The sequence below is a fragment of the Pedobacter sp. GQ55 genome (assembly GCF_059758925.1).
In genome coordinates this window covers 1-20416 of record NZ_JCAXEI010000015.1, presented here as the reverse complement: position 1 = coordinate 20416, position 20416 = coordinate 1, and the positions used below count along the sequence as shown (strand labels likewise).

Annotated in this window: 24 protein-coding genes; 15 read left to right on the top strand and 9 right to left on the bottom strand. The window is 38.6% G+C overall.

What is annotated here, in order from left to right:
- The first annotated feature begins 129 nt into the window (after nt 1–129).
- Both AC6CH7_RS24410 and AC6CH7_RS24405 read left to right on the top strand, forming a co-directional pair.
- On the top strand, nt 130–342 hold the full coding sequence (locus AC6CH7_RS24410) for a heavy-metal-associated domain-containing protein (RefSeq protein WP_498265198.1): 213 nt from the start codon (nt 130–132) through the stop codon (nt 340–342).
- A gap of 16 nt (nt 343–358) precedes the next feature.
- On the top strand, nt 359–925 hold the full coding sequence (locus tag AC6CH7_RS24405) for a helix-turn-helix domain-containing protein (RefSeq protein WP_498265197.1): 567 nt from the start codon (nt 359–361) through the stop codon (nt 923–925).
- 722 nt (nt 926–1647) lie between these two features.
- Here the strand turns inward: AC6CH7_RS24405 and AC6CH7_RS24400 are convergent.
- Complete coding sequence (locus tag AC6CH7_RS24400; RefSeq protein WP_498265196.1) at nt 1648–2814, bottom strand: chromate transporter; 1167 nt, start codon at nt 2812–2814, stop codon at nt 1648–1650.
- A 7-nt stretch (nt 2815–2821) separates the two neighbouring features.
- Nucleotides 2822–3346 (bottom strand): hypothetical protein, encoded by a 525-nt coding sequence (locus AC6CH7_RS24395; protein ID WP_498265195.1) that lies wholly within the window; start codon nt 3344–3346, stop codon nt 2822–2824.
- A 106-nt stretch (nt 3347–3452) separates the two neighbouring features.
- Between AC6CH7_RS24395 and AC6CH7_RS24390 the strand changes: the two genes are divergently transcribed.
- Nucleotides 3453–3623, top strand: coding sequence for a hypothetical protein (locus AC6CH7_RS24390; protein ID WP_172663255.1), 171 nt, complete (start codon nt 3453–3455; stop codon nt 3621–3623).
- Here AC6CH7_RS24390 and AC6CH7_RS24385 read toward each other — a convergent pair.
- Nucleotides 3620–4462, bottom strand: a complete 843-nt coding sequence (locus AC6CH7_RS24385) for a chromate resistance protein ChrB domain-containing protein (RefSeq protein WP_498265194.1) — start codon at nt 4460–4462, stop codon at nt 3620–3622. The genes AC6CH7_RS24390 and AC6CH7_RS24385 overlap by 4 nt on opposite strands.
- Nucleotides 4463–4572: 110 nt before the next feature.
- On the opposite strand from AC6CH7_RS24385, the gene AC6CH7_RS24380 reads away from it, so the two are divergent.
- From AC6CH7_RS24380 to AC6CH7_RS24365, 4 genes are all read left to right on the top strand, one after another.
- Nucleotides 4573–4752 (top strand): Sec-independent protein translocase subunit TatA/TatB, encoded by a 180-nt coding sequence (locus AC6CH7_RS24380; RefSeq protein WP_498265193.1) that lies wholly within the window; start codon nt 4573–4575, stop codon nt 4750–4752.
- A gap of 132 nt (nt 4753–4884) precedes the next feature.
- Nucleotides 4885–5298, top strand: coding sequence for a hypothetical protein (locus AC6CH7_RS24375; protein WP_498265192.1), 414 nt, complete (start codon nt 4885–4887; stop codon nt 5296–5298).
- A gap of 319 nt (nt 5299–5617) precedes the next feature.
- On the top strand, nt 5618–6394 hold the full coding sequence (locus tag AC6CH7_RS24370; protein WP_498265191.1) for a phytanoyl-CoA dioxygenase family protein: 777 nt from the start codon (nt 5618–5620) through the stop codon (nt 6392–6394).
- A gap of 559 nt (nt 6395–6953) precedes the next feature.
- Nucleotides 6954–7136 (top strand): nucleotidyltransferase domain-containing protein, encoded by a 183-nt coding sequence (locus AC6CH7_RS24365; protein WP_498265190.1) that lies wholly within the window; start codon nt 6954–6956, stop codon nt 7134–7136.
- Here AC6CH7_RS24365 and AC6CH7_RS24360 read toward each other — a convergent pair.
- Nucleotides 7129–8235: a hypothetical protein gene (locus tag AC6CH7_RS24360; protein ID WP_498265189.1), complete on the bottom strand. Its 1107-nt coding sequence runs from the start codon at nt 8233–8235 to the stop codon at nt 7129–7131. The two genes, AC6CH7_RS24365 and AC6CH7_RS24360, sit on opposite strands and share 8 nt — an antisense overlap.
- Nucleotides 8236–9113: 878 nt before the next feature.
- The gene (locus AC6CH7_RS24355) at nt 9114–9950 is read right to left on the bottom strand and encodes an oxidoreductase (RefSeq protein ID WP_498265188.1); all 837 of its coding nucleotides are present in this window, start codon (nt 9948–9950) and stop codon (nt 9114–9116) included.
- Between the two features lie 136 nt (nt 9951–10086).
- Between AC6CH7_RS24355 and AC6CH7_RS24350 the strand changes: the two genes are divergently transcribed.
- Nucleotides 10087–11079, top strand: coding sequence for a TerC/Alx family metal homeostasis membrane protein (locus tag AC6CH7_RS24350; RefSeq protein ID WP_498265187.1), 993 nt, complete (start codon nt 10087–10089; stop codon nt 11077–11079).
- A gap of 542 nt (nt 11080–11621) precedes the next feature.
- On the opposite strand, the gene AC6CH7_RS24345 is transcribed toward AC6CH7_RS24350, so the two are convergent.
- The 4 genes from AC6CH7_RS24345 to AC6CH7_RS24330 form a co-directional block, all read right to left on the bottom strand.
- On the bottom strand, nt 11622–12929 hold the full coding sequence (locus AC6CH7_RS24345) for an OmpA family protein (RefSeq protein WP_498265186.1): 1308 nt from the start codon (nt 12927–12929) through the stop codon (nt 11622–11624).
- A 229-nt stretch (nt 12930–13158) separates the two neighbouring features.
- Nucleotides 13159–14547 (bottom strand): MBL fold metallo-hydrolase, encoded by a 1389-nt coding sequence (locus tag AC6CH7_RS24340; protein WP_498265185.1) that lies wholly within the window; start codon nt 14545–14547, stop codon nt 13159–13161.
- A gap of 60 nt (nt 14548–14607) precedes the next feature.
- Nucleotides 14608–15432: an SDR family oxidoreductase gene (locus tag AC6CH7_RS24335; RefSeq protein ID WP_498265184.1), complete on the bottom strand. Its 825-nt coding sequence runs from the start codon at nt 15430–15432 to the stop codon at nt 14608–14610.
- Between the two features lie 131 nt (nt 15433–15563).
- Nucleotides 15564–15770, bottom strand: a complete 207-nt coding sequence (locus AC6CH7_RS24330; RefSeq protein WP_048905079.1) for a cold-shock protein — start codon at nt 15768–15770, stop codon at nt 15564–15566.
- Between the two features lie 83 nt (nt 15771–15853).
- Here AC6CH7_RS24330 and AC6CH7_RS24325 point away from each other — a divergent pair, with 83 nt between their 5' ends.
- The 7 genes from AC6CH7_RS24325 to AC6CH7_RS24295 all read left to right on the top strand — a co-directional run.
- On the top strand, nt 15854–16069 hold the full coding sequence (locus AC6CH7_RS24325) for a hypothetical protein (protein WP_498265183.1): 216 nt from the start codon (nt 15854–15856) through the stop codon (nt 16067–16069).
- Nucleotides 16070–16179: 110 nt separating this feature from the next.
- Nucleotides 16180–16653, top strand: coding sequence for a YMGG-like glycine zipper-containing protein (locus tag AC6CH7_RS24320; RefSeq protein WP_498265182.1), 474 nt, complete (start codon nt 16180–16182; stop codon nt 16651–16653).
- A 292-nt stretch (nt 16654–16945) separates the two neighbouring features.
- Nucleotides 16946–17314: a hypothetical protein gene (locus AC6CH7_RS24315; protein WP_498265181.1), complete on the top strand. Its 369-nt coding sequence runs from the start codon at nt 16946–16948 to the stop codon at nt 17312–17314.
- Nucleotides 17315–17385: 71 nt separating this feature from the next.
- Complete coding sequence (locus AC6CH7_RS24310; protein ID WP_498265180.1) at nt 17386–17769, top strand: response regulator; 384 nt, start codon at nt 17386–17388, stop codon at nt 17767–17769.
- 33 nt (nt 17770–17802) lie between these two features.
- Nucleotides 17803–18879: a sugar transferase gene (locus AC6CH7_RS24305; RefSeq protein WP_498265179.1), complete on the top strand. Its 1077-nt coding sequence runs from the start codon at nt 17803–17805 to the stop codon at nt 18877–18879.
- A gap of 52 nt (nt 18880–18931) precedes the next feature.
- Nucleotides 18932–19612: a TolC family protein gene (locus AC6CH7_RS24300; RefSeq protein WP_498265178.1), complete on the top strand. Its 681-nt coding sequence runs from the start codon at nt 18932–18934 to the stop codon at nt 19610–19612.
- Between the two features lie 21 nt (nt 19613–19633).
- A partial coding sequence (locus AC6CH7_RS24295) for a Wzz/FepE/Etk N-terminal domain-containing protein (protein WP_498265177.1) occupies nt 19634–20416 on the top strand: 783 nt, incomplete at its 3' end.

Sequence of the window (20416 nt, the reverse complement as noted above, 5' to 3'; positions counted from 1 at the left end):
GGGGCTGACCGGGCTGATCATAAAACAATCTCCCGTCATCCTGAATTTATTTCAGAATGACCAGGATGTTGGCAGAATGACCAGGTCTAAGAAAACATAACATAATAACAACAATTAAACTCAAAAAAAATGCAAACTTTAAAATTCAAAACAAATATTAAATGCGGTGGTTGTATAGCAACCGTAACACCTCACTTAAACGGCTTAAACAAAATAGACAACTGGGAAGTTGACATAGAAAACCCAGATAAAATTTTAAAAGTGGAAGCCGATGATGAGCTTAAAGCCGCAGAAATAATTGATACCTTAGAAAAAGCCGGTTATAAGGCCGAACAAGTATGATATTAGCTGAACAAATATGACATTATATGTAAAAAATATGGTTTGCGACCGCTGTATTATGATCGTTAATGAGCGGTTGCAGAACTTAGGTTTTTCGGTTAAACAAATTACCTTAGGTAAAGTTGAGGTTGCTCCAGATCCCAATCAGGAACAGTTAAAAGATATTGCTTTCGAATTTCAGGCTTTAGGTTTTGAACTTATAGAAAAGGAAAAGAACCAGTTAGTAGAGCAAATTAAAAACGAGGTAATCAATTTAGTTCACTATTCAGATCTGGGCGATATTAATCAGAGCCTGATGCATTTGGTAGCCGATAAATTAAATAAAGACTACAATTACCTGAGCAGATTGTTTTCGGAATCAGAGGGTTTAACCATCGAGAAATACATTATTCAGCAAAAAGTAGAAAAAGTAAAGGAACTGTTGGAGTATGGCGAATTGAACCTGAATGAAATATCCTTTAAAATGGGATATAGCAGCAGCGCCCATTTGTCTGCGCAGTTTAAATCTCTAACAGGGCTTTCTCCAAGCAAATACAAAGCTTCAGCCGTTAAAAACAGGAAACCCCTTGATAAATTGAACTAAGCGCCTGCTTAGTTATTGCTCAAGTGAATGGTTGATAGTTATGCCTTATCAACTTCAGGGTTAGTTCGAACCCAATCGAATAACCCTGAAGAAAGTTTTGAACCATTGTTAAGCAGTTGTGAAAGCAAACAGAAAAGAAATTATGATTTAAAGTGTTGATTATTAGATAATTGCATATGTTTGTTGCTGAGGGGTGAAATTTGTAAGCGTGTAATTAACAAATGACAGACTACAGATCGCCTTGGGATCAGGAGCTAGAAATTAAATGACGAAGAAGAAGCAAAAGATATTATTCAGGAGCTTTTTGCAACGTTGTGGACTAACCCAGAAACCATACTTCAGGATACCAATTCTGGCGCCTATTTATATACCTGGGTAGGAACAGGGTACGCGGTTACTTTTCGCATCAAAAAGTAGTTTCAAGATATATTGATTCATTGCAGGGTTTTATCGATACAGATCCCGCTTGGGCAGATGATTGGGTGCATGAGTGTGAACTACTGGAATTTATATAGGCCGAAATACAATCACCACCTCCAAAAATGAGTTTTTCTGTTGAGCACGGAACAGAACTTATCACGTCAGGGAATTGCAGATCAGTAGGGCATTTCCGAGCAAACCGTTTCAAAGCAGATTTCTAATGCGCTTAAAATTCTCCCAACGAAATGGGGGCATCGGTATTTGTATTTTTCTTATTTCATATTTAAACCTTTTACAGCGATCTACAGGACTTTTATAGCCACACCAATTACTGCTGCAAGCAATATTAAATAAGGCTCTTTGATTCGCTTAATATAAATTAAAGCGAGGGCAGAAAGTACGGCAATGGCACCTGTTGGTATATCTATAATTGCACGTGTTGCTATGATGATTACTGCACCCACCAATGCGCCAATTACGGCACCCGTAATGCCATCAACAAAAGCCTTAATACTGGGATTTTTTGCAATCCTTTTAAAGGAAGGAGCCAGGGCAACAGTAAAAAGGTAGCAAGGCAAAAAAGTAGCCAGAGCTGCCAGGCAAGCGCCTGGAAAACCCGCCACCAGATACCCGATAAAAGCAACTGTGATCACCACAGGGCCGGGGCTAATCATTGCAACCGCCACAGCATCCAAAAACTCCTGTTCATTAAGCCATCCAAATTCCTGTACTACCCCTCCGTGTAAAAAAGGAACAATTGCCAGTCCACTGCCAAATACAAATGCACCGGCTTTTAAGAAAAACCAACCAATCTCCTGCAATGTTTTACCTTCGTATTGCCAGAAACCAACGCTCAGCAAAATCAGAGAAGGAGCCGAGGATGGCCGTTTAATCCATTGCGGTGGTGCTTTAACAAACATATAAATCACACCGCAGATGATAAAAAATAAAACATCTTCTCTCTTTGTGATCACGGTAATTACCACCCCTGCCAGGTAAAATATCCAAAGCAGCCAATTTGATTTAACGGCTTCAAGGTTTAGTTTACTTACAGATTTAATGGTCAGTTTATATGCGCTCACCGTGATAATTCCAATTACCGAGGCGCTTACCCCATAAAATACGGCTTGCATGCCGGGTAAACCGCTATAGAGCTTATAAGCAACCCCCAGTATAACCACCATAATGAACGAGGGGATTATGAAAGCAAGTCCTGCTAATGTTGCGCCCAGCAATCCGTAATGAACAAAACCCATGTAGATACCCAGTTGGGCGGCTAAAGGCCCTGGAGCCAGCTGTGCCAGAGCAAGGCCTTCTTTGTATTCCTCCTCAGAGATCCATTTCTTTTGCTCAACTAAATCCCGGTGCATGTAGCCAACCAGCGCAACTGGTCCGCCAAAACCCCAGGTACCAAGTTTTAAAAAGTAGACAACCAGCTCGGTTAGTGTGTATGTTGTGTTGTTTTTCATGTCCTTGTTAAAATGCGATTCCAAACTGAAACCCTACGCCGTAAGACCAAGGCTGATCGTTACCCAAACGTGCAGGAAGAGGAATGGCCACAAAGTAACTGCTGCCTTTGTTTTTCTTTACAACTTTATTGAATACCGGGGTAAGGCCGTATCGTCCGGAAGTTTCGAAAGCCAGTCGGCCGGCAAAAGTAAAGCCATTGCCCAGGGCCACTAAAATGCCGGGATGAAACAGTACATTATTCACTTTGCTGCTTGCATTTGTGGCCTTTATAAATGGCACTATTTCGCTGGAAAAACCAATTTTAGCGCTTTTCCATATGTTGATGCCAATGGGTAGGCCAATAATATAGCTGTCTTTAAAATTGGTATGGGTGCCATCAGAACTGAAGGATACAATAGGATGAACGATGCCTGCATAACCAGCTACTTTTGGATAAGCTGGTTGCAGGTTTTGAGCTGAAGCGACTGCAGAAGTAAATAGACTGCAGATACAGAATATTGCGAAGCGTATTTTATTGACTTGAATTTGCATGAACAATGGTACTGCATCGCGAAAAATTAAAATAGAACGGATTTAACTGTTGGTACAGAATTTACTATTTTTGGCATGTTATTAGCAATACCGACCTAAAATGAATATGAAAAAGATATATTTTGTACTGACTATTTGCAGTATGATGTTTTTAATGTCGTGTTATACGCAAAGAACTGCAGGAAATAGTGGTAAAGTTCCTCCGGGGCAAGCAAAAAAACGCACAGGGTCTAAGTCTGCAAAACCATACGCACCTGGTCAGCAGAAAAAGAACTAAACTGTTTTGTTCCTGCTCTTTTTGAACTGGGAGGGTTTAGTACCCGTTTCCAGTTTAAAAATTCGGGTGAAATGGCTTTGATCTGAAAATCCTGTGAGGTAAGCGATTTCAGAAAGCGAATAATCTGTTGTTTCGATATATGCAATTGCTTTGTCGACCCTTAGTTTCCTGATGTACTCGCCAAAAGAAAGGTCATTAAAGTATTTAGAGAACTCTCTGGATACGTATGCGGGATTCACATTTAATTCAGTGGAGATTCCAGTTAAACTTAATGCAAGATTCGTGTCGATCTGATCTTGAATAATTGTTTTTAGCTCTTTTGCCCATGCAGGCACTTTATCTGTAATGCCTTTTTTAAGGAACTTCTGATATACTTCTATTAACAACTGCTCTACAGGGCCTTCTGTATGCTTTACATTTTGGAGGTGCACAGCCCAGGTGTACAGAGCGTCGTAAATTACCATACCTGCTTTTAAAAGCTCCTGATCATCTTTAATGTTGTAAGCCATGCCTGCAGCTATTGCCCATAGGCCGGAAGCCTGATTTGCTAAATTATGGCGATCTGTATCTGCTCCTCTAACAATGGGGGCTATTGTGGCGAGGGCAGGATCATCAAGGTTGTATTTTTTTATAAGCGCATCGAATGTGCAAAGGTCATTTTTATGTGTGAGCTCCACACTGGGAACGTCAAAAGGAGTAGCGTTTAACTCTGCAGCTTTTTCGATTACCTGATCAAAAGGCACGTAAAAGAAATGCGCGTGTTTATCAATAAAGTTTTTGATTAGCCATGGGCATGCAATTCTGTCTATTTTTGGCCGCTCTCTTGTGATCCAGTTCATATTGTGCGATAATATAGGCTAAAGTTACGCAACATGGATTTGTTTTTAATGCCATTTTAATCTCAGTAGGTTATTCTTGTACCAGGTTAATATCATACATTTTATAACATATGTTACATAACACATTACTAGCGGCATTGGGCACACAGGAGATCCTGGTTATTTTATTTGTAGTTCTTTTGCTTTTTGGCGGAAAGAAAATCCCGGAATTGATGAGTGGTTTGGGGAAAGGGATAAGGGAATTTAATAATGGAAAAGACGGGGTTGAGGAAAAGCAAGGGAAGACTTAAGCCTCTGCTGGAGGACGACTGTTGTTTGACGAACGTGTGATATCAAATAAATCTGTATCGCTCAGTAATAACGTTTTTGTATCTGTATCCCTTTGTTGCTATTCCATAATTTTGTGGAATAAGTTTAACGTTATGGGATCAACAGAAATAAAAAAAGAGGATATCAAGCTTCGAGAAGTTTATTTGGAAGATTTGAAGTCGGTTATAAACCTTTACCAGAACAGTTTAGTATCCACTAAACATGCAGATGGTTCTGGTAAGGAGCTTACTTCTGATTTTGGATTGCCCATTGGAATTGCAGAAAAGAGCGGCAAAGTGATTGCTTATTCTCGTGTAAATATTGATAGCAAAGGAAAACCAGTTTTCCAGATCCATAGCAATGAAGCGTGTGTAACCGATACACTTTGCGAAAACCTGAATAGTTTTTCGGAGAAACGTTTTACAGCTATCTGGGGCAGTCATGCTGAGCAAGGCTTATTATTGAATAAACCAGTCCAAAATGCCATTAGCAGGCTGGTAGATTGGCTTAATCACACTGATCAGTGATTTTGGTAGTTAATCCAGTAATCTGTATACCTATCTATCAGAGAATAGCTGAGATCAGCGAAAAAGGAGCATATATAATACGGTTAAGCCCGCCATATAGCGTGTCATTTCAAAAGCGGTTTCAGGAACAGGAATATAGTCATTGTGTTAAAAATCAAGTCACTTCCGATGTCCCCTCAACTTCTGCAAAAAGTCCCGAGAAATAATTACATTTGGGTATGAGAATGACCGTAATGTTATAATATAAATTTTCAAGTCGTAAGGCTAATGTCCCGCAGGGGCACTAATTCTTTATTGTCTAAATTTTATATAAAACATTATGCACAACATCTTAAATCCACAACAAATACAATCTTTTATTGCAGACGGCTTTGTCCGTATTGATAACGCTTTTTCTGCTGACCTTGCCGCTGAGGCTAGAAGTATCCTTTGGAAAGACATTCCTGCTGATCCTAATGACAGTAGCACATGGACCAAGCCGGTGGTGTGGCTGGGTATGTATACCCAAGAGCCATTTATTAAGGCGGCCAATACCGATATTCTTCATGCTGCATTCGATCAGCTGGTTGGTAAAGACAAATGGATGCCCTGTATGAGTATGGGTGCTTTTCCGGTTCGTTTCCCGTCGGAAGTTGATTCGGGCGATACCGGATGGCACGTAGATGCAGGTTTTGCCGGTGCAGATCCTAATGATTTTTTCGCCGCCCGAATCAATGTATATTCAAAAGGCCGTGGTTTGCTGATGCTGTTTCTGTTTTCGGATGTAGGGCAGAGAGATGCGCCAACCAGGATTTTGAAGGGCTCACATCTGGATGTTGCCAAATTGCTGAAACCAGAAGGTGAAGACGGGTTGTCTTTCATGGAACTTGCAAAGAAATTGCCGGAATTACCCAAGAGAGAGGAAGTGTTGGCTGTGGGGAAGGCTGGTACGGTATACCTTTGTCATCCTTTTTTGGTTCATGCAGCGCAAAGACATCGTGGTACGGTGCCTAAATTTATGGCACAGCCACCGTTGTTGGTTAGGAGTGGTTTTGATATCAGTGGTACGGGCGCATGTAGCCCGGTAGAGGAAGCTATAATACGGATACAGACCTGAGATTTAGCATGAAAGATTAGTATGTAAATTGCATTTTTCGTATGCAAAAGTTACTTGTTTTTGCATACGAAAAATGCAATATGGAGAATTTACAGATCAAATCCAGCGTTGTTATTCAAGATCAAGCTATGGATATTATACGCAATCAAGCTCGTATAATAGACTGGAATGATAATTTGTCTGATTTCGCGCACCAGCCCAGATAACAAGCAGGGGAAATATTATTTATAGATCAAGTCCACAGTATTCGGATTGGGCGCGGGAAATTAAAAACATTTATGGCTTTTACAAGGATCTCAAAATAGTGTTTACAAGATCATCTGTTATTTGATATTTCCAGGCGAAATGCAGATTTAAGCAGGCTTGCGGTTCAATATGAATTAACGGGTTTCTCTTATCGGGAGTTTTTACACATCCCGGGCATTGCCAAGCCTGAAGCAATTTCTTTAAAAGATATGTCGAAGACTCATGTAGAAATTGCTCACGTTTTAAGCCGTTGCCATATTTTGGTGACTATCTTAAGATATGATGTAAAACAGATGTACGCTTTTGGCCCTGTTTGCTCTTCCGATCTGGCCCTAAAAGTGATGTGGATTTGTTAGTTTCATTTAATGAACCGCTTTCTGCTGACTCTTATGCAGACAACTGGTTTTCTTTTAAAACGAAACCCGAAAAGCTATTTAAAAGAAAGGTTGATCTGGTTATTGAACGATGGCATCAATTCCGGAACAAAATTAGGTGAAGGGGCTTTCTTTGAATTTGTAATAGTTCAAATAGAAGATAAGATAGGCTGCCGATATGTTTATCAATACTGAAATACACATTAAGTTAAATAGGATTAGCATAAATGTGATTGCAAAAGTTGCAAAAACGACTTTAAAGTATTTTTCCTGATCTAAGCCTAAAGGGTACAATGAGCTGGAGAATAGTGAAATAATACTTAAGCAGAACGCAAATAAGCCCAGGGCGGTTAATGCATGGAGGTTAAATAAGAGCCAAATGAATTCCGGAAATAACAGTAAACCAAAAGTGCCTATTTGGGAAATGAATAATTTGAATCTGGATATGGGCAGTGTTCTGGCAAATGTTAGAAAGGTGATTTCAAACTGCCTCGCCTCTAAAACCAGCATACAGTGGGTTGCAGCTACTGCTAGCATTGCTATTGAGGCTACCCGGATATCGGTTTTAACATCAGTAAACAATAGAAATACTGCTGTTATGGCAAGATATGACAGGAGCTTAATGATTAAGTATTTTATTTTGACAGCGTGAAAAACATGGTAAACATATAGCGTAAAGAAGGGTTTTCGAAATGGGCGGGTTAGTTTTAAAATGAGGCTTGATTTGTGGCCATCAATTAGCTTGTTGATTTGCCAGGTGTAAAATAAAGCACTAAGTAATAGTAAAGCTGCAAGGTATACCAGGATGATAAAGGCTGAGAAATAATATTGGTGACTGATGGCCAGGGCAACGCTGATTAGCATATACGTGAGGATGGGGATGCAAACTACTGCCTGCACGATTACCCATGCAAATATTTGTTGGATTTTAGCGTAAGAGTTGACGCTGTAAAATAGAAATTGCTGGTGAACCTGGTAGATCTTAGCCGAGATAAAATGTAAGCATTTAAGGGTGTATAGTAAGAGCACGCCAAAAGCGATGACCATGATTAATGGCTTGGCTATAAAATACAGCATTAGTGATTTGTGGAAGGTTATTACGCTTCCGAAGTATCCCAACCCCAGCAGAGTTAGCAGCAGGAAAAGGAATATGCCTGCATGGGCTTTGTAAAAACTCTTGGCAAAGACTTTTACTAAAACATTGGCTGGTGGGGTAAGCATGTTGTATGTTTGATGAATTGTTTAAGGAGATGTTACAAGAGGGAGGGAGAAATCCAGGACGGTGCGTTTTTTATGAGTTGAGCATTTGTTATATTGTCAATAAGTATTTATTATAATGTCTAAAAGGTTTAATTTATTCTTTTTACTATAACATTGAGGGTGCCGCTTTATACATACAAAGTCGGATTTGGGGTAAGTTTTACAATAGACTATTCGGCAACAAGGTTGTTGGTATTACAAACACTTTGATTATAATGACATGGTTATACTATGCCTTAAACTACTTCCAGCTGGAGCTATATATGATAATAATTGTTATTTTATTAATGATAATAGTATGGGTTTCTTATCATTTTAAGCAGCCTTTTAAAAGGAAAAACAGTGATCAAAAGATTGATGATTATTTGAGGTTAACTCCTTTTGCAAGATGGCTCTATGCCTTGTATATAATAGGCGTTTTTATGGTTCTCCCGGTATTGGTCATTTCATTCGCATTTCTGAATCACTTTAATATTATATAATTTAATATTAAAGTGATTTTATCCATGTTTGGCTTCTTTGTCTTTTGAGCTCATCATAATTTTGATTTATTAAGCAAGTAAATAAATTATGACCACTTCTGTTGAGAACGGAAAAGGATGGACTCAAAAGAACTGCTAAGTATTTGGTTTACAGCATCCCTGTCAACGTTCTGTTGCATTTGGTAAAGCAGTCGGCTTTCAGGATCATGACCATGCTGCGCCCAGATCTGCACTAACTTACATGATGACCTTGCCAGCTGATTATGCGGCTACTACGATACATTGCTGTGGTGGTTAAATCATTTAAGCCACATCGGGTTGTGATGTGGCTGATAGGGTGTATTAGTGCAGTATAAATTAAGATTTGGGGAAATCTGCACCGACGGTGGTTTTTTCCCATGCATCAAAATCATGTGCCAGTTCTTCAATTTTTTTACGGGCATTTTTTAATGCTGCAGCGCCTAGTAATAAGCGTAGTGGAGGGTTTTCGGCCTCTACTACTTTAATAATGGCCTGGGCTGCCCGTACCGGATCTCCTGGTTGATTGCCATTGTAAGCCCTGATGTTGTCTTTATTTGCACCGGCGGTTGTTTTGTAATCTTCAATTTCGTTCTGTACTTCGTTGGCCGAACGTCCAGCCCAGTCGGTACGGAAACCGCTTGGTGCTACGATGGTTACTTTTATGCCAAGAGGAGCGGTTTCTTTTGCCAGTGATTCGGAAAATCCATCAACAGCAAATTTAGTTGCGTTGTAGTAAGCTAGTGCCGGAAAGGCCATTAAGCCTCCGATTGAAGCGATATTGATGATGTGTCCGCTTCGTTGTTTTCTCATATGTGGCAGCACTGCTTTTGTCATGTTGGCCAGTCCGAAGAAGTTGATGTCGAACATTCTTCTGGTTTCATGCTCGTCGCTGGCTTCTACAGAGCCAAAATAGCCGATGCCGGCATTGTTTACCAATACATCAACCCGTCCGAATATTTCGGTTAATTGTTTTAGCGCATCGGTAATATGATCGTGCCTGGTTACATCAAGCGTTATCGCTATTGAGGTTTCTGGGTATTGTTTAACAATATCTTCTACATCGGCAATGTTACGGGCGGCAACTCCGGCTTTGTAGCCAAGTTCCAGTACTTGTTTTGCTAATTCTCGACCAAAGCCTGTTGAACAGCCTGTTATGAGCCATACTTTTTCCATAATATGTATTTTATAATTTTATATCTAAATAACAGTATAACTGGAAGATGGTTGTCAGTATTTGATCATTTTAAATGAAGTATGGAAAACCGATCTTTTTTAGCATTTTAGTGGAATTTCAAAACAGAAGTGAAAAATGAATAATAATTTAATTGATCACCCCGGGGTGATTACGGGATTTGCAGTTGTTGTTGTTGTGATGTTGCTTTTAGACTTGGGTGTATTTAACAAAAAAGTGCATGCTGTAAGTAGTAAAGAGGCGGCAATATGGTCGGTAGTATGGATAAGTTTATCCATGATTTTTAGCGGGGTAATTTACCTGACTTCGGGCTTTGAGAAGTTTACGCAATTTCAATCGGCGTACTGGATAGAAAAAGCGCTATCGGTTGATAATCTTTTTGTGTTTATTCTGGTGTTTGGATTTTTTAATGTGCCTAAGGAATTGCACCACAAAGTGTTGTTTTGGGGAATTATTGGAGCATTGGTGTTTCGCGCCATTTTCATATTTGCAGGTGTTGGCTTGATTAATTTAACTTATTTGCCTGAAATGACGGTGTTTGGTGAGCTGGTCCGTATTAATGTTGTTTTATTGATTTTTGGTATATTTCTTATTTATGCGGGTATTAAATCCGGACTGGCCAATGACCATGATGATCAGGACAAAGACTTTAGCAAAAGCCCCGGTGCCCGCCTGATTTATAAATTCTTTAAAGTGAGCAAGGAGTTTGATGGTGCCAAATTTTTTACTGTACAAAATGGTGTGAGGCTTGCTACTCCTTTATTGGTTGTTGTGGCTGTTATTGAATTTACGGATCTATTGTTTGCTGTAGATTCTATCCCTGCTATTTTTGCCATTGCACCTGATGATCCGCTGATTTTATATACATCTAATATTTTTGCAATACTTGGTTTAAGGGCTTTGTATTTTCTGCTGGCTAACTTTATTTATATGTTTAGCTTGTTGAAATATGGTTTGGCGGTTATACTGGCGTTTATTGGGGTTAAGATGGTGATTGCACCCTTTTATCATATTTCCTCGCCGTTGTCTTTGTCTATTGTCGGAGGGGTTTTGGTGTTGAGTGTGGTTGCTTCGTTGGTGTTTGCGCCCAAGAAGGAGGTTCAGGGCTAAGTTATGCCCCTGAACCTGAATTCATTTCACTGTTGTCGGGTTAACTTTATAGCATATGTAATTTTATGGCTTAGATTGTTGCCAGGCCATTTTTAGTTCGTAAATCCAATATCCAAGTCCCCAATACGACCTGGTTTGTAATCCAGGCTGATCAGAGCTTATCGGGCTCGTTCAAAAAGGTAAAATTAATCTAACTCATAAGGTGTAATCTGATAACAGAATTAAGATTAGAGAATGCCCACTTCTTTTTGAGCGGCATTTGTACCCGTTTTATTAGTAGGTCAGCGATAAGGCAGACCATATCTGAATTTTAATTGCATTTTCACTATCTCCCGGGAGATATTATTCAGGTGTGGTAACTCAAAATATGTCAGCAATGTGCTGGCTTTGAAGCTAGCCCTTTTCTCCGGACAACGGTGAATTTATTTCAGGATGACCCTGTGTTGGGATGAGGATCGTTTTGGTAGGGTATATAAACAATAAAAGCCCGGTCAAATGACCAGGCTTTTATTAACCAGACTAATATTTAAACTAGTGAGATACTAGTATAAAGTAAATTCTACTCTACGGTTTTTCTGACGGCCATCGGCAGTTTTGTTAGATGCGATAGGTTGGTTTGGACCGTAACCTGTTGCTTCGATACGTGAAGCATTTGCACCTTGTGATACCAGGTAAGCTTTGATTGATTCAGCTCTGTCTTTAGATAAACGTAAATTTAACGCCATTGAACCTGTATTGTCTGTGTGACCAGCTAATTTCAAGCTAAAGTTTTTGGCGATTAACAACTCAGCTACTTTATTTAAAGTTGAGTATGAAGTAGAACGGATTGTTGATTTACCTAAATCAAACTCCAGGTTTTTGATTGCTTCATCAACAACTTTACGGTCAGCTTCTGTTACAACAACTTTAGTTTCTTTGATCACTTCACGTTGAACTTTAATTGGACATCCCGCGCCATCTACTACAGTGTTTGCAGTTGTACCAGCACATTTGTCGAATTTGTTAGCTACACCGTCTCCATCATCATCACCTAACTGAGCTTCCAACGCTTCTTTATCTCTTTTCGCATTTTCTTCAGCAGTTGACAATGCTCTTCTTAATTCTGCACTTTCAGCAGCACTTTCTTCGCGGATAGCAGCGATAGGGCTGAAGTTTTGTAATTGAGAAGTTCCTTTTCTACCTAAAGCGATTTCGATACCTGCATGAGCGTATGAGAATCTGTCGTTAGCACCAGCTGTTACACCATCAAAGTTGTTTGATTTCATGAAGCTAACTGTGTAGCCTAAATCGATGTTAACACCTTTTGATACGCCCAATTTAAAACCTGCTCCAATTGGAACAAACCAATTTTGGTCATATCCTGTGCTTGCTCCGCCCGGATAATCAGTTGTTGCAGCAGATGACATATAACCCGCACCAATTGTTGCATATGGTGAAAGGAAATTGCGTTTTTGGTTTAAGCTCATGTTGGCGATAGTAAAGTTACCACTAACAGCTGCTGACCAGTCGATTCTAGATTCGAAAGTTGATTTAGTACCAGCAATAACGTTGGCACCTTTAACTTTACCTGCAAGGAAATCGGCCTGGATACCAAATCCTGGTACAATTTGTTTTTTGATGTAACCTCCGTAACCCCAGGATTCGTATGGAGTATTGAAGTTTCCATTGGTTCTGTTATTGAAAGGGGTGTAGTGCGTTAACATACCACCATTAAGTCCTACAGACCAGGTACGGAAATATTTTTTAGAGAATTTTTCTGACGATTGAGAGTCGGCCTCCTGTGCAAATAATTGTGTTGATAGTCCCACCAGGGATAATATCATTGCTGCTTTTGTAATTTTTGATTTCATGTTTTTAATAAATTAGATATTTGAGTTCTCTTCAGTTTAATTTCAATACTGAATGATTATCTGCTTGTAATAATCCTGCCAAAGGCGGGTTTATCTAATTTTAAATTTGAATTCGCTAATAATCAGTAGATTAGTTTTGCCTTCCATTTATACCAAAAAAAGGAAACCAACGTTTAAACGCTGAGAATTTTGTATAGTATTTAATACAGTTTGTGCCTGAACGGATATTTTATAACTCGATAGTTTCACCTTTTTCAGGTAAATTAACTTTGTAGCCAAGCTCCGCTAATGCATCGCCAAGCATGTTCATGCTTTTTATTTCTCCATGAACTAGGAATACTGATTTAAGTTTTTCGGGATCTTGCTGCTTAACGGTATTGACAAGGTCGTTATGATCGCCATGGCCACTTAACAGATCTGTTTTTTGTATGGTGGCGTAAACCATCAGATCGCGGTTTCTTAGGCGGACAATTGGGTCGCCTCGTAATAGTCTATCGCCCAGCGTTCCTTTGGCGCAATAACCAATGAATAGGATGGTGCAATAGTAATTTTGAATGTTGTAATAAAGGTGATCCTGGATACGGCCACCCTCGAGCATCCCGGCGGAGGAAATGATGATGCATGGTTCATGATAATTGGAAACCGACTGGCTTTCGCGCTTATCATGCACGTAAGAGAGTTCCTCAAATTCGAATTCATCACCTTGTTTGCGGTAGAAGTCCTGGGATTCCTGATTTAACAGGTCATGATGCTTTCTATAAATATCTGTTGCAATGGTAGCAAGTGGACTATCTACAAATATTTTTACGGGTGGGAGTAGCCCGCTGCTAAAGATCTTATTTAGAGAATATACTAATGCCTGTGTACGACCAATGCTAAAGGCGGGAATGATTAGCCTGCCGGGGTATTTAACACATGATTCGTTTATGGTTGCTATTAACTTGTCTTGCAGGGTTACATCGGTAGTGTGCAATCGGCCACCATAGGTGGATTCGGATACTAGATAATCAACCTGGGGTAATGGTTCCGGATCAACCAGAACAGGGTAGTTGGTACGGCCGATATCGCCGGTAAAGGCAATCTTTTTTCCTACACCTTTATCTTGCAGGGTTAAAACTACTGCTGCGGCACCTAGTAAGTGGCCAACGGGTATAAAGGTTAATGATACATTGCCATTTAAACGGAACTCTTTATGGAATGCTATGGTAACAAACCTGTCCATGGTGTCGTTTACGTGTTTTTGAAGGTACAGGGGCTGAGGGCCTGATCTGCCTCCTCTGCGACCTTTAGGACGTCTGTTTTGCTTGCCAATAAATACGTTTACGGAATCGTGCAAGAGCAGCTCCGTTAAATCGGCTGTTGGTGGCGTGCTTAGGATTTGTCCTTCGAAACCCAACCGAACCAGCGTTGGCAGGTTACCGGAGTGGTCTATATGGGCATGGGTTAGGATAACTACATCTATAGAAGCTGGGTCGAAAGGGAAATATTGGTTTTCTTCCTGAAAGGTTTCTTTTTCGTAGTCGAGCCCACAATCAATTAATATATTATAATTTTCTAATTGTAGAAGGTGCATGCTTCCGGTTACCTGTTTAGCTGCTCCCCAAATGGTCAATTTCATATTTTTTGGTTATCCTAATAAGGGCAAGATATCATTTTAACAGTTAAGCGTAAACTAAAATTATAATTTACCTTTTTGCAACCACTGTACCCAATTGGTTATCTGGTAATTATATTTTAATACGGTAGATGATTGATTGGAGTTAATTATTTTCCAGGCGGTAAGTTCGTTTATAAATGTTGGTGGCACCAGCCCAGAGTTGAGGGTTGCTTGTGTGTAAAATGCTTGTTTTTCGGGATGGTGAGGGGTGCAGGCGTTGAATGTATGCCCAAAACTTTCAGTTTCTATGATGTGGGTGCTGATACCAACGCAATCGGTTAAGTGGATTAGATTTATTGGGGCTTTCCCGTTTGGGGAATTTACTTTACCGGTGAAGAACTTGCCCGGATCCCGACCAGGGCCAATGAGGCCGCCGAACCTGAGTACAGTTGTTTTGAAAGATGGGTGGTGTTGAAGTATTTTTTCTGCCGCTACCATCGCTTTTCCGGATGGGGTATCGGGATCTGGTTGGTCAGATTCTGATAATTCGGTATTGCGATCGCCATATACTGAGGTAGAGCTTATAAATAGTATATTTTTGACGGTGTTGTTGTTTGCTGCCTTGCAGATTTCGGTTATTTTATCTGGAAAGCCGGCTTGTTCGACACTGCTTCTTTTGGGCGGGATGCAGATGACCAATGTGTGGCTGTTAAAGAATGCAGGGTCGTAGTTTATGCTTTGTTCGTTAAAGCTAACTAAATAGGGCTGTATTCCTTGTGTCTGAAGGGTGGGCAGTTTATTGGCACTAGTCGTTGATCCTTTTACTTTATAGCCTTTGGCGAGTAGGTGTTTTGCTAATGCTAAGCCGTACCAGCCACATCCTAGTATGCTGATTGTTTTTTGCATAGGTTTTATTGAGGGGGTTTTGAAGCTATCGTCGAGGACGGGGGCAGTAAGTATGACGCAACATTGTGTTATACGAAAAAAGCCTGATCAGGTTTTATGATACAGGCTCTTTTTTGATTGAAAGAGGATTATTAAAGAACTTTTACATTCTGAGCCTCTGGGCCTTTTTTTCCTTCGTTCAATTCGAATTCTACACTGTCACCTTCATTTAGTTCTCTGAATGAATCTCCTGCTATTGCAGAAAAATGTACGAAAATATCTTTTCCTCCATCTTCTGGAGTTATAAATCCAAATCCTTTTGCAGAATTAAACCATTTAACTTTTCCTGTTGTACGCATAGTATTAATGTTATTTCGATGTGAAAGTAATCAATTGAATATTAAAATCAAAATGTTGCATTTGGAGTTGCTTTGTTCAATTTTTGAAACTTAAAAGTTCAACTTTTGTTGTGTCTACTGACTTAAGTACACTCTTTATGGCTGCTAAAATGAAAAAGAAGGCTGATCTGAAACTGAAGAAAAATAATTTGGATGACGATAATTTAGGATTAGATGCTGATCACTCGTCGGATCCACCATCGTTAATGACAAGATTAGACGACGATAATGACCGGATTTCAGGAAATAGGGACGGATAAAATGATGTTGATGAAAATTATAGTAGTGTAGTTTACAGTCCGTTAGACGATAAATAACGTTTTTGGCACCATTTTCTCTAGATAGGGGTAGTAAACTAAATTTTATAGTCATGAAGTATTTATTTTCAATAGTAATAGCAGGAACAATGTTATTATCGGCGTGCTCGAATAACAATGAAAAGGAACAAGCGCTAATTAAGCAACAGGCAATTGCCGCAGTAAAAGACAGCTTGAAACTAGATAGCTTTAAAAAAGCAGAAGTAAAGAAAAAAGAGGATGCAAAAATTGCTGCTCAGGTGAAAGAAGAAAAAAGAACCTTATTATTAGCTGAAAGAAATGAAGCTGCTTCTCAATCTTCGGGAAACCGAAATTATGAAGAGCCAGCTGCTGCAAAGAAAAAAGGATGGAGTGAAGCTGCTAAAGGTACTGCAATTGGTGCCGGAGCAGGAGCTCTTGGAGGTGCGCTAATTGATAAGAAAAAAGGAAGAGGCGCCATTATTGGTGGTGTTGTAGGTGCGGGTGCAGGATATTTAATAGGAAGGGATAAAGATAGAAAATCGGGAAGAGTACAACCTAAAAACTAGTACAGGTTAATATTTTACTATCGTTTAAAAAAAAAACGGCTGTTATTTATATAACAGCCGTTTTTTTTGTTTGAATTTTCGTGGTATTTGTTTTTAATTAAGGACTGTGGAATATATTCTACAATAAGGGTGTTTTTGATTTAATTTATACTGTGTACACAAAAGTGTGTAATAAGTGTGAAACTTATTTTTAGTGTGTATAATGCTCGAAAACACCTATTAAAGGCTGATTTTACTGCAAAAAATATTGCTGGCTTGATTTTTTCAATTACTTATTTAAAAACAGTAAAAAATGAGGCTTAACATCGGTTTATTAGCAATAATTTTCATCTCTTTGAGCAGCTGCACAAAAAACTCAACATTTAGCAATCCCGAAATCGCTATAAGTAAAGAAGGGATACTGAGAATTGAATGTGAGAACTGTGATGTGAACTATCACATTAATAACAAGGACTTTAATGTTAGTGTTTCTAACGGAAGTAATGATATCCCATTTTATTATTCCAGTGACTTTAAATTAAAAACAGAAGTAGTATCAAAAGCAGATCAAAATATAAGAGTGCTGGTGATTGATTCTTTTGGACGTATAGTTTCAAATGAATTGAGCACTAGAGAAAAAGGGGAAGTTAGTAAAATGGAGTTTGCTATTAAAACAAAGTAATAGAAAGGTGTAGAAATTGGAAAGTGATTGTAAGATAATTAACTAAGGATTTTAAGAAAGGAGATAAGATTATGGAAAGTAATACAACAAATAGAAAACAGATACTGGTTGTTGATGATGAGCTAAGTATTCTTAGACTATTGACATTTATTTTGTCTGCTGACTATGATCTTGTGATTAAGAAGAGTGGTATAGAGGCGATAAGCTGGTTAGAGGAGGGAAATGATCCGAATTTAATTATATCTGATTTGATGATGCCCTATTTTGATGGCAGCACATTGATTAGAAATCTGAAAATTAGTGGCCTTTATAGAGATACTCCTGTTATTTTATTATCGGGCGCAGAAGATTTAGAAGATAAGGTGAAAAATATGCCTTTTAAAATTGATAGCTACCTCGAAAAACCATTTAATCCTGCTGTTTTAAAATCGAAGATAGCACAATTAATAAACTGAAATCAAATAAACCGAAGCCAAACCAACTAGAATATGACATCTCCAACCATTGAATTTCATAAAGTAAGTGCCAAAATCGTGTATTTTGGTAAGCTACTGAAAGAAGTGATATCTGAAGAACTTGACGGCGATATCACTTACCTTGAAGATCCTGCTGATTTTAAAAGGTATTTAGACAATCAGTCTTTTTTAAGCGTGCCAGATATTGTTTTGATAGAGGTTGATGAAAACAATCAGTGCTTTGATCAGGTAAAATACATAAAAAAGAACCCTTTACTGCAAGGACTTATCATTGTATTGCTTGGTGTTAAAGAAGATAAAGCCTGGAGGAAAATGGCGCTGGAGTTGAAAGTTAACGACTACTACACTTATCCTTTTCCATATGAAGATTTCTGCGAACGCATGAACTTTTTGGTGAAGTTTAAGTTGATTAAGCCAAAGTTGATGGACATTGCCCAGCAAATGGAAGTGGAATATAAGATTCCAAGAACCAAAAGGATATTTGATGTACTTGCATCAGGATTTGCTTTATTGTGTTTACTGCCATTGTTTGTAATTGTGGCAATACTAGTAAGACTCGAATCTAAAGGCAAAATTATATACAAGAGCAAAAGGGTTGGTGCCGGATATAAAATCTTTGATTTTTACAAGTTCAGATCTATGAGAAGCGATGCTGACAAAATGCTTGCTTCGATGGCCAACCTTAATCAATACACCAATTCTGAGGAGAATAAAGATAATAAATCGGCCTTTGTTAAATTTAAAAATGATCCTAGAATAACTAAGGTGGGATCTTTTCTGAGGAAAACAAGTATTGACGAGTTACCTCAGTTGATAAATGTGCTGATTGGCGATATGTCGTTAGTAGGTAACAGACCATTGCCATTGTATGAAGCTGAACAGCTGACTACAAACGAATGGTCGACCAGATTCCTGGGCCCTGCCGGATTAACCGGATTATGGCAAATCAGTAAAAGAGGTCAGGATGATATGTCGGAACGTGAGCGTAAGGAGCTGGATAATTATTATGCTTCGAACTACTCCATTTTCCTTGATATGAAAATTATCCTTAAAACAATACCTGCATTGATCCAAAAGGAGAATGTTTAATTCTCTCTAATTTTTTAAACCATCTAATATTAACTACAAAATATAAAATTAAATGAAAAACCTATCAAAATTCACTTTAATTGTCCTGATGTTTCTAAGTCTGGATAGTTTTTCACAAGAGTCAATAATTGGCGAAATCAAATATTCCGATTTGGAGAAGTACATTGATCTGGCGGTACAAAACTATCCCAGGTTAAAGATTACTGATATAAACGTTGAAAAAGCGAAAACAGACGTTTCAATGAACGCAATATCATATCTTGATATATTTAATGCTTCCTATTTTTACAGACCGAATAATAAGACAGCTATTGATGTGATTAATCCTTATGCCGTAAACGGTTTTCAACTTAGTGTTAATTTGAACCTTGGAAACTTCCTTCAAAAGCCTTTAGCAGGAAAAAAAGCCAAGGCAGATTATAAAATTGCAAAATTAGAGGCAGAAGATTTCAGATTAACCCTTGCTACAGAGGTAAAGAAAAGATATTATGCGTACATTCAACAAATTAACCAGTTGAAAATTTATACCCAAAGTGTACAGGATAATCAAAACGTAGCCGACAATTTAAAAAACAAGTTTGAAAAGGGCGAAGTAGCTTTAGATACTTATAATCAATCGAGAATAAATCTTACAATTGCCAGCACCTCTAAAATTCAAACTGAAGTTAACTTGTTAAGTGCAAAAGATGCATTGGAAGAGATAATAGGAATGAAATTATCAGAGGTTAAATAAGATATATTTACACAGTTATAAATGGACATAAAAGCATTTTTACGACTTCTAGCTAAGTATAAATGGGTTTTGATATTGGTACCCTTGGTAACCGGGGTAACTACTTATTTTCTGGTAAAGAACCTTCCCAAACAATATAGTTCTGAGGCCCAGATTGCTACAGGCTTAATTGATCAATCTAAACAGGTTGTGGTTAACTCTAACCAGAATTCGGATATTTTTAAGATCAACCAGCAGTTTTCAAACATCATTGAGCGGATGAAAATGAGGCGGATCATGAGTATCCTTTCTTATAACCTGATACTTCATGATCTGGAAAGTCAGAAAGCTTCGTTCAGACCATACAGCAAGCAGGTATCGTCATTGGGACAAACCGGTATCGATGAAGTAATAAGACTTTACAGAGAAAGGTTGCTGAACAAACAGGTGATTACCATTAGTGATAATTCTGGTAAATATCCGTTGTATGACATCATCAGCTCTATGGGCTATGATAATGAAAGCATCAACAATAACTTAAAAGTGTACCGCCCTGATAACAGTGATTTTGTAAACGTGTATTATGTTTCGGAGAACCCGTTGCTGTCTACATTTGTTGTGAACACACTGTCGACTGATTTTATTAACAACTACGGTCAGGATGTTAATCTGAATCAGAATAACTCTATAGAGCTTTTGGATTCATTGATGAAGAAGAAAGAGGTGGCTATGAACCAGAAGAATGCGGCTTTGAAATCATTTAAGATGAAGAATGGTGTGCTAAACCTGGACAAGCAGTCGGAAATGGTTTACTCGCAGATCTCA